This is a genomic window from Streptomyces sp. SID14478 (assembly GCF_010548525.1).
Taxonomy (GTDB): Bacteria; Actinomycetota; Actinomycetes; order Streptomycetales; family Streptomycetaceae; genus Streptomyces.
Genome location: NZ_JAAGMG010001386.1, coordinates 1 through 9,814, shown reverse-complemented (window position 1 = coordinate 9,814; position 9,814 = coordinate 1). Strand labels below are relative to the sequence as shown.

Sequence of the window (9,814 nt, the reverse complement as noted above, 5' to 3'; positions counted from 1 at the left end):
GCAGTACGCCGTCACCACGGGTGTCCCCGGTCGCCGCTCGGCGAGCCGTCGGGCGGCGAGCAGCGCCCCGCCGTTCCCGCCGGGCCGCGACGAACCGGCGGCCGCGAACACCAGCGCGTCCACACCCCCGCCTGCCTCCGCCTCGGCCGCCGTCAACCGCGCCTCCAACGCCACGTCGACCTCGGCCGCGCCGCTCAGGCTCGGCGTCAGCACACACCCGGGGCCGCCGTGCGCGGCGACGACCGCCGGGATGTCGACGGTGCGATGGAACCCGTCCCCGAGCAACAGCGGCACGACGACGGTCGGCCCGCCCGCGGCGTCTTTCCGGTCTCTGCGCAACGCGTGCTTGAGCGAAGGGATCTGATGATCGAGATGCCCGACCGCCGGCCGCTCTCCCAGCCGCGCCTCGACCGCCGCGCACAACCGCCCCACGGTGGCTCCGGCGGCGGGCAGCGCACTGCCGTGCACGGCGAGAACGAGAGACATGACGCACGCTCCTCAGGGGGCGAGCGGGTCCGGGCCGCGGGATGGTGTCGCGCACCCCGCGACCCGGAAGCCGCTTCGTGCGGGCCGCTGTGAGGTCGGGTGCGGCCCGCTGCACTCGACGCTACGCCGATGCGACACCCCCGGACCTGCGGCAAAGGCCCTGGCCCAGGGGGCCGTTGGTCCCGCCGTGAGGGGCCCAAATCGGCGGCCCAGCCCCCTGCTCCGGGCCTACCGTCGAGAACGTCGACTCCGAGAACACCGTCGACACCCAGCACTCTGGGCACACCCAGGACTCTGGGCGCACTCCGCACTCTGGGTACGCCCGAGACTCTGGGCACACTCAGCACTCTGGGCGCGTCCAGCGTGCTGAGTCCGCCCGGGACCCTGGGTACGCCCGAGGCCCTGGACGCGTCCAGCGTGCTGAGCCCGCCCGGGACCCTGGGTACGTCCGGGACCCTGGACGCACCCCGCGCCCTGAGCCCGCCCGGCACCCCGAGCCCGCTCAACACCCCGAGCCCGCCCAGCACCCCGAAACCCCCCGCACCCCCGGAGCGCCCGCCATGCCCCACCACTTGGTACTCATAGGCCACGGCATGGTCGGCCACCACCTCCTCCAGCTCCTCGCGGAACGCGACGCCCTGCGCACCTGGCACGTCACCGTCCTCGCGGAAGAGGACCGCCCCGCCTACGACCGCGTCCACCTCTCCTCCGCCTTCACCGGTACGGACCCCGCCGAACTCTCCCTCTGCACCCCCGAGTTCCTCGAGCGGCACGGCATCGACCTGCGCCTGGGCGACCCGGCCGAGCACATCGACACCGCCGCCCGCGTCGTCACCACCACGTCCGGCGCCGCCGTGTCCTACGACGCCCTCGTCCTGGCCACCGGCTCGTACCCCTTCGTCCCGCCGATCGACGGCGCCGACGCCCCCGGCTGCTTCACCTATCGGACCCTGTACGACGTCGAGTCCCTCACCGCGTACGCCGCCCGCGAAGAGAACCGCACCGGCGTCGTCATCGGCGGCGGCCTCCTCGGCCTGGAGGCGGCCGGCGCCCTGCGCACCCTCGGCCTGGCCACGCACGTCGTCGAGTTCGCCCCGCGTCTGATGCCGCTGCAGGTCGACGACGGCGGCTCCGCCGCGCTGCGCGCCACCATCGAGTCGATGGGCGTCTTCGTGCACACCGGCGTCGGCGCCCGTGCCGTCGAGACCGACACCGACGGCTCGGCGCGTGCCCTGCACCTCACCGACGGCCGGACCCTCGATGCCGACCTCGTCGTCTTCTCGGCCGGGGTCCGTCCCCGCGACCGGCTGGCCCGTGAGGCGGGCCTCGCCGTCGGCGACCGCGGCGGCGTCGTCGTCGACGGGCACTGCCGGACCACGGACCCGTACATCTACGCGATCGGCGAGTGCGCCCAGAGTGCCGACGGCCGTGTCTACGGGCTGGTCGCCCCCGGCTATCAGATGGCCGAGGCCGCCGCCGACGCGCTCGCGGGCGCGGGCACCACCACGTTCACCGGCGCCGACACGTCCACCAAGCTGAAACTCCTCGGCGCGGACGTGGCCTCCTTCGGTGACCCCTTCGCCCACGGGAGCGAGGGCGGCGAGGCGATGGCGGTCGTCTTCTCCGACACCCGCGAGGGCGTCTACAAGAAGCTCGTCCTCGGCCCCGACGGCCGCCTCATCGGCGGCATCCTGGTCGGCGACGCCGACGCGTACGGAACCCTCAAGCCGCATGCGGGCCGCACCCTGCCCGCCGCCCCCGAGGCGTACATCCTCCCGGCCACCGGCGAGGGCGGCGCGGGCGTCCTCGGCGCCGACTCCCTGCCCGACGACGCGGTGATCTGCAGTTGCCACAACGTCACCAAGGGCGCCGTCCGCGACGCCGTCACCGCCGAGGGCCTCACCGATATCGGCGGCATCAAGCGCTGCACCAAGGCGGGCACGGGCTGCGGCGGTTGCGTCGGCACGCTCCAGGCAGTGCTCGACGCCGAACTCGTCGCCGCCGGGGTCGAGGTGACCCCCGGCCTGTGCGAGCACTTCACCCTGACCCGCGCCGAGATCTACGACGTGATCCGCACCGAACGCACTGCTTCCTTCAGCGAGTTGATGGCCAGGCACGGCGCGGGCGCCGGAGGCGACAGGGGTGCCGCCGACGGCTGCACCGTCTGCAAGCCGGTCGTCGCCAACATCCTGGGCACCCTCGCCCCCGAACTCGGCCTCACCCACATCCTCCAGGGCGAACAAGCCGCCCTCCAGGACTCCAACGACCTCTACCTGGCCAACCTCCAAAAGGACGGCACCTACTCCGTCGTCCCGCGCGTGCCCGGCGGCGAGATCACCGCCGAGCAGCTCATCGCGATCGGCGAGGTCGCCCGCGACCACGGCCTCTACACGAAGATCACCGGCGGTCAGCGCATCGACCTGTTCGGCGCGAAGAAGGAGCAACTGCCCACCATCTGGCGGCGGTTGGTCGACGTCGGCCTGGAGTCCGGGCAGGCGTACGGCAAGTCGCTGCGCACGGTGAAATCCTGCGTGGGCTCCAAGTTCTGCCGCTTCGGCCAGGGGGACTCGGTCCGGCTCGCCATCGACCTGGAGCTGCGCTACCGCGGCCTGCGCACCCCGCACAAGATCAAGGGCGGCGTCTCCGGCTGTCTGCGCGAGTGCGCCGAGGCCCGCGGCAAGGACATCGGCGTCATAGCGACCGCCGGCGGCTGGAACCTCTACGTGTGCGGCAACGGCGGCACCACCCCGCGCCACGCCGACCTCCTCGCCACCGACCTGTCCGCGGCCGAACTGCTGCGCCTGACCGACCGGTTCCTTATGTACTACGTGCGCACCGGCGAACGGCTGGAGCGCACCGCCCCCTGGTTCGAACGGATCGGCGGCGTCGACCACCTGAAGTCCGTCCTGATCGAGGACTCCCTCGGCATCTGCGCCGAGCTGGAGGACCAGATGGACCGGCACGTCGCCGCGTACCGCGACGAGTGGCAGGCCGTCCTCGACGACCCGGCCGCCCTCGCCCGCTTCGAGCGCTTCACGGCGGACCCGAGCTTCCTGGAGCCGGGCCGCGGCCGCCCCGCCGTACTGCCCGACGGCACCGAGGCCGCGCTCTTCAAGGACGCCGACGGCACGGTCTACGCGGTCGACGACCGTGACCCCTTCTCCGGCGCCGACGTGATCGCGAACGGCATCATGGGCACCCGCGCCGGCGCCCCCGTCGTCGCGTCCCCGATGCACAAGCAGGAGTTCGATCTGCGTACCGGCGCGTGTCTGGACGACCCCGCCGTGCGCCTGGCCGTCCACGAGGTCCCCAACGCGGGGTGAGCCGAGGGACCTTGGTCGTGCGGCGACCTTGACCTTTGGAAGGCCCGCACGGCGACCAACGCCCCTTACACCCCACTTATCCCGGCGGGATTCTGGAAGAGCAAGGAAAACCCTTCTCACCTCCAGGAACACGCCATGAGTCCTGCTGTCCGGGACGCCGCCGTGGTCGACGACGTCACCCGTTCCTATGACCCCCAGCAGTACCGGCCCGGCCGGGCCATCTCCGACTGGGAACCCGAGAACGAACTGTTCTGGAAGTCCGTGGGCAAGCGGGTCGCCACCCGCAACCTGTGGATCGCCGTCCCCGCCCTCCTGGTCGCCTTCGTGGTGTGGCAGGTGTGGAGCGTCACCGCCACGAACCTCGCCGACGTCGGCTTCAGCTTCAGCACCTCGCAGCTGTTCTGGCTGACCGCCGTGCCGGGCCTCACCGGCGGCACCGCCCGGATCTTCTACACGTTCCTCGGCCCGCGCATCGGCCAGCGCCGCTTCACCGCGCTGTCCACTCTGGTCCTGGTGATCCCGCTGATCTGGCTCGGTTTCGCCGTCCAGAACACCGGCACCCCGTACGCCGTGATGGTCGCCATCGCCGCACTGTGCGGCTTCGGCGGCGCGAACTTCGCCTCCTCGCTGGCGAACATCGGCTTCTTCTTCCCCAAGCGCGAGAAGGGCAACGCGACCGGCATCAACGGCGGCCTCGGCAACCTCGGCGTCTCCGTCGTCCAGCTGCTCACCCCGATCGTCATCACCAGCTCGGTCATCGCACTCGGCTCCGCCCAGCACAAGGCCGACGGCACCCCGGTCTACCTGCAGAACGCCGCGTTCCTGTGGGTCCCCGTCCTGGTGGTCCTGGCCGTCATCGCCTGGTTCGGCCAGAACGACCTGAAGGTCGCCTCCACGCCCTTCAAGCAGCAGAAGGTCATCTTCAAGCGCAAGCACAACTGGCTGATGACCTGGCTCTACGTCGGCACCTTCGGCTCCTTCATCGGCTTCGCCGCCGCCCTGCCGATGCTGATCAAGACCACGTGGACGCCGATCGACGCCGCGTACACGGCCGCCACCTACGCCTGGATCGGCCCGGCCGTCGGCGCCCTCGCCCGCTGGGGCGGCGGCTGGCTCGGCGACAAGCTGGGCGGCGCGCGCGTCACGATCCTGTCGTTCGTCGGCATGGCCGCGTCGATCATCGGCGTCATCAACTTCATGCCCTCGAACGGTGCGGGCGGCTCCTTCTGGGGCTTCCTCGCCTGCTTCTACCTGGCGTTCCTCTTCAGCGGCCTCGGCAACGGCTCCACGTTCCGCCAGATCCCCGTGATCTTCCGCAGCCAGCACCTGAAGGGCCTGACCGAGGGCACCCCCGCGCACACGAAGGCGCTGAAGCAGGCGGAGATGGAGTCCGGTGCGGTCACCGGTTTCACCTCGGCGATCGCCGCGTACGGCTTCTTCTTCATCCCGGCGATGTTCGCCAACTTCGCGGTGACCAGCGCCCTGTGGTGCTTCGTGGGCTTCTACGCCACGTGCATCGTCGTCTGCTGGTGGTTCTACGCCCGCAAGGGCGCCGAGTCCCCCAGCTGATCCCCGGGTCGAAAAGGCCCGGAACCCCCTCCCTCTCGACCTGTACCACGGAAATTCGACGAAATTCTTGTGAATGCGTTCACAAGCGAACTTAGGTCGAAAGTCCTTGAGGAAAGACCAGGTCAGAGATGCAGTGCCCGCCGGCGTCGGGCCGGAACAAGGCCCAATGGTCCCGAGATCAGGACCATTGCGGCCCCCCGGATCGGCCCGGCGGGAGTCCAATGAAGACGTAGCAAAGAACGCAACGAACCGGTCGAAGAGATGGGGAAGGTGTCGGCGATGACTGCCACTCCCGCAGAGAAGACGGCGCAAAAGACGACGCACGGCGAGGCCTGGGACGGCTTCAAGGGAGGCCTGTGGCGGGACGCCATCGACGTCCGTGACTTCGTCCAGCAGAACTACACCCCCTACGAGGGCGACGGCTCCTTCCTCGCCGGCCCGACGGAGCGCACCACCGCCGTGTGGGACAAGCTGCTTGAGATGTTCCCGACGGAGATCGAGCGCGGCATCTACGACGTGGACGTGAAGACCCCGTCCCGGATCGACGCCTTCAAGCCGGGCTACATCGACGGCACGCCCGCCGACCACAAGGACCTGATCGTCGGCCTCCAGACGGACGGCGCGCTCAAGCGTGCCATCATGCCCAACGGCGGCTGGCGCATGGTCGAGGGCGCCCTCAACGCCTACGGCTACGAGGCCGACCCCGAGGTCCGCGACATCTACACCCACCTGCGCAAGACCCACAACGAAGGTGTATTCGACGCCTACACCCCCGAGATCCGCGCCTGCCGCTCCTCCGGCATCATCACCGGCCTGCCCGACGCCTACGGCCGCGGCCGCATCATCGGCGACTACCGCCGCGTCGCCCTCTACGGCGTCGACCGGCTCATCGCCGCCAAGCAGGCCGACAAGGACAAGGCCGGCGCCGAGTGGCCCACCGAGGACGTGATCCGCGACCGCGAGGAGATCTCCGAGCAGATCAAGGCGCTGAACGAGCTCAAGGCCATGGCGATGTCGTACGGCTACGACATCTCCGGCCCGGCCACCACCGGCCGCGAGGCCGTCCAGTGGCTGTACTTCGCCTACCTCGCGGCCGTGAAGGAGCAGAACGGCGCGGCCATGTCGATCGGCCGCATCGACAACTTCCTCGACATCTACCTCCAGCGCGACATCGAGGCCGGTCTCCTCACCGAGTCCGAGGCCCAGGAGTTCATCGACGACTTCGTCATCAAGCTCCGCATCGTCCGCTTCCTGCGCACCCCCGAGTACAACGAAGGCTTCTCCGGCGACCCCACCTGGGTCACCTGGTCGATGGCCGGCATCGGTGAGGACGGCCGCCCGCTCGTCTCGCGCACCACGTTCCGTGCCCTGCAGACCCTCTACAACCTCGGCCCGGCCCCCGAGCCGAACCTCACCGTCTTCTGGGCGCGTCAACTCCCCAAGGGCTTCAAGGACTTCGCCTCCCAGGTCGCCATCGACACCTCGGCCATCCAGTTCGAGTCCGACGACCTGATGCGCCCCAAGTACGGCGACGACACCGCCATCGCCTGCTGTGTCTCCGCGATGGCCGTCGGCAAGCAGATGCAGTTCTTCGGCGCCCGCGTCAACGTCGCCAAGGCGCTCCTCTACGCGATCAACGGCGGCCGCGACGAGAAGTCCGGCAAGCGGGTCGTCGAGGGCTTCACGCCCATCGAGGGCGACTACCTGGACTACGACACCGTCGCCGAGCAGTACGACGCGATGCTCGGCTGGCTCGCCAAGACGTACGTGCACGCACTCAACGTCATCCACTACATGCACGACAAGTACGCCTACGAGCGCATCGAGATGGCCCTGCACGACAAGGAGATCCTGCGCACCATGGCCTGCGGCATCGCCGGCCTCTCGGTCGCCGCGGACTCCCTGTCGGCCATCAAGTACGCGAAGGTCAAGGTCGTCCGCGACGAGACCGGCCTCGCCGTCGACTACGAGATCGAGGGCGACTACCCGGCCTACGGCAACAACGACGACCGCGCCGACGAGATCGCCAAGTCCATCGTCCACGGCTTCATGGAGAAGATCCGCAAGCACCCGACGTACCGGAACGCGGTCCACACGCAGTCCGTGCTGACGATCACCTCGAACGTCGTCTACGGCACCAAGACCGGCAACACCCCCGACGGCCGCCGCGCCGGCGCCCCGTTCGCCCCCGGCGCCAACCCGATGAACGGGCGCGACGAGCACGGTTACATCGCCTCCGCGCTGTCGGTCGCGAAGCTGCCCTACGACGACGCCGAGGACGGCATCTCGCTGACCAACACGATCACCCCGGACGCGCTCGGCCGCACCCCCGAGGAGCGGATCGGCAACCTGTCCGGCGTACTCGACGGCTTCATGGCCAGCGACGGCTTCCACATGAACGTCAACGTCCTGAACAAGGCGACCCTGGAGGACGCCATGGAGCACCCGGAGAACTACCCGCAGCTGACCATCCGGGTCTCCGGGTACGCGGTGAACTTCGTCCGCCTGACGCGCGAGCAGCAGCTGGACGTCATCAACCGCACCTTCCACGGCTCCCTGTGAGCCGGTCCGGCTGACCGAGGCAGTCCGAGGAGGAACGCCATGACCGTGCTGCTCACCCAGAACCTCACCGCGAACGCCGCCGCCACCCCGGCCGCCGCCGCGACGCACCGCCCCACCGAGGGCTCGGTGCACTCCTGGGACCTGTCGACCGGCGTCGACGGACCGGGCACGCGCTTCGTGACGTTCCTCTCGGGCTGCCCGCTGACCTGCCTGTACTGCCACAATCCCGACACCTGGAAGATGCGCAACGGCAAGCGCACCTCGGCCGACGAGATCGTCGCGGAGGCCGCCAAGTACACCCGGTTCATCGAGGCGGCGGGCGGCGGCGCCACCATCAGCGGCGGTGAACCCCTGCTCCAGCCCGTCTTCGCCGGTGAACTCCTGCACCGCTTCAAGCACGAACTGGGCCTGCACACCGCCCTGGACACCTCGGGCTTCCTCGGCGTCCGCGCCACCGACGCCCTGCTGCGCGACGTGGACCTGGTCCTGCTCGACATCAAGTCCTGGGACCGCGACACCTACAAGAAGGTGACCGGCCGCCCCCTGCAGCCCACCCTCGACTTCGCGCACCGCCTGGCCGACCTCGGCAAGGACGTCTGGGTGCGCTTCGTGCTCGTCCCCGGCCTGACCGACGACCCCGCCAACGTCGAGGGCGTCGCCGCCTTCGCGGGCTCCCTCGGCAACGTCTCCCGGGTCGACGTGCTGCCCTTCCACAAGCTCGGCGAGGCGAAGTGGGAGGCGCTCGGCAAGCCCTTCGCGCTGCACGACACGCCCTCGCCCGCTCCCGAGCAGGTCGCCGCAGCCAAGTCGATCTTCGAGGCGCACGGCCTCACCGCGGTCTGAGCCGCGCTCCGATCCGGGGGACGCCCCCGCGACGTACCCTGGAGTCATGAGTACCGCCCCCGACCCCGAGCCGCGCGACCCCAAGGCCGCGCTGATCTTCGACGATCCGCTGACGGCGCAGTCCGCCGACGACTCGGACCGCGGATGGGGCGAGCGGCCCTCGGCCGGCGACAACAGCGCCGCCGACCTGGCTCGCTTCCTCGACGAGAAGCCGCCCCACCACCTGTGAAGAGCCGCTAGGGCTCGGTGTGGCCGGAGCCGCGCTGCGCCACGAGCGCGTCCCGGATCTCCTTGAGGACCTCCAGCTCGGAGAGCTCCATGGTCTCCTGCACGCCTTCCTTCGCCGCCTTGCGCGCGGCCACCTTCGCCAGGTACTTGGCCATCGGCAGCACCATCAGGAAGTACACGACGGCTGCCGTGATGAGGAAGCTCAGGACGGCGCTGAGGACCGAGCCCCACAGGATCGTGATGCCCTGGTCGCCCGTGCACGGGGCCTTCAGGCACGACGTGTAGCCCTCGAGGTCCTTGGTGCCGAAGGCGCCGACGAGCGGGTTGATGACCCCCTTCACCACCGCGTTCACGATGTTCGTGAACGCGGCGCCGATGACGACCGCCACCGCCAGGTCGATCACATTGCCGCGCATGAGGAAGGCTTTGAAGCCCTCCCACAGACTCGGCTCGTTCTTCTCGCTCACCAGAAGGCCTCTCTTTACGTGCGCAGGATGCGGAGCAAACGACTTCGCAACCTACGACAGTTCGGACCAGACCTGTCCAATTTGGTAACTCGATCGAGGGACTTGACGAGACGCGCGTCACCACACCGTCACCGCCAGCCGGGAGACGGCCCCCGCGCCCGCGAGCCGCGTCGCCGTCGCCCGCCCCACCGAGAGGACCACCAACGACCCACCCGCCACCGAGGTTTCGTCCGGCCCGTCGGGGGACGGCTCCTGCTCCGGCACGGAGGCCACCCGCGCTCCCGACGCGAGGACCCGCACCCCGGGCCCGCCGTCCGCCCGCGCCGCCACCACGTC

General features: G+C 70.0%; 7 protein-coding genes and 1 pseudogene. 5 read left to right on the top strand and 3 right to left on the bottom strand.

Annotated features, from left to right (window positions below; all coding sequences use genetic code 11):
• Positions 1–486: CbiX/SirB N-terminal domain-containing protein (locus G3I40_RS44030; protein ID WP_275410346.1), on the bottom strand; the 486-nt coding region annotated here is incomplete at its 3' end.
• 560 nt (positions 487–1,046) lie between these two features.
• Here G3I40_RS44030 and nirB point away from each other — a divergent pair.
• From nirB to G3I40_RS44005, 5 genes are all read left to right on the top strand, one after another.
• On the top strand, positions 1,047–3,809 hold the full coding sequence (gene nirB, locus G3I40_RS44025; RefSeq protein WP_164560391.1) for a nitrite reductase large subunit NirB: 2,763 nt from the start codon (positions 1,047–1,049) through the stop codon (positions 3,807–3,809).
• Between the two features lie 135 nt (positions 3,810–3,944).
• Positions 3,945–5,378 carry a NarK family nitrate/nitrite MFS transporter gene (locus G3I40_RS44020; RefSeq protein WP_203645903.1) on the top strand — a complete coding sequence of 478 codons (1,434 nt, stop codon included), beginning with the start codon at positions 3,945–3,947 and terminating at the stop codon, positions 5,376–5,378.
• Between the two features lie 279 nt (positions 5,379–5,657).
• Positions 5,658–7,940: a formate C-acetyltransferase gene (pflB, locus tag G3I40_RS44015; RefSeq protein WP_164560390.1), complete on the top strand. Its 2,283-nt coding sequence runs from the start codon at positions 5,658–5,660 to the stop codon at positions 7,938–7,940.
• Positions 7,941–7,979: 39 nt separating this feature from the next.
• Positions 7,980–8,783, top strand: a complete 804-nt coding sequence (pflA, locus tag G3I40_RS44010; protein ID WP_164560389.1) for a pyruvate formate-lyase-activating protein — start codon at positions 7,980–7,982, stop codon at positions 8,781–8,783.
• A 46-nt stretch (positions 8,784–8,829) separates the two neighbouring features.
• Positions 8,830–9,012, top strand: a complete 183-nt coding sequence (locus tag G3I40_RS44005; protein WP_164560388.1) for a hypothetical protein — start codon at positions 8,830–8,832, stop codon at positions 9,010–9,012.
• 7 nt (positions 9,013–9,019) lie between these two features.
• Here the strand turns inward: G3I40_RS44005 and mscL are convergent, their stop codons facing one another.
• On the bottom strand, positions 9,020–9,478 hold the full coding sequence (gene mscL, locus G3I40_RS44000) for a large conductance mechanosensitive channel protein MscL (RefSeq protein WP_164560387.1): 459 nt from the start codon (positions 9,476–9,478) through the stop codon (positions 9,020–9,022).
• A 117-nt stretch (positions 9,479–9,595) separates the two neighbouring features.
• Positions 9,596–9,814 (bottom strand): annotated as a pseudogene (locus G3I40_RS43995) (hypothetical protein); the annotation flags it as partial.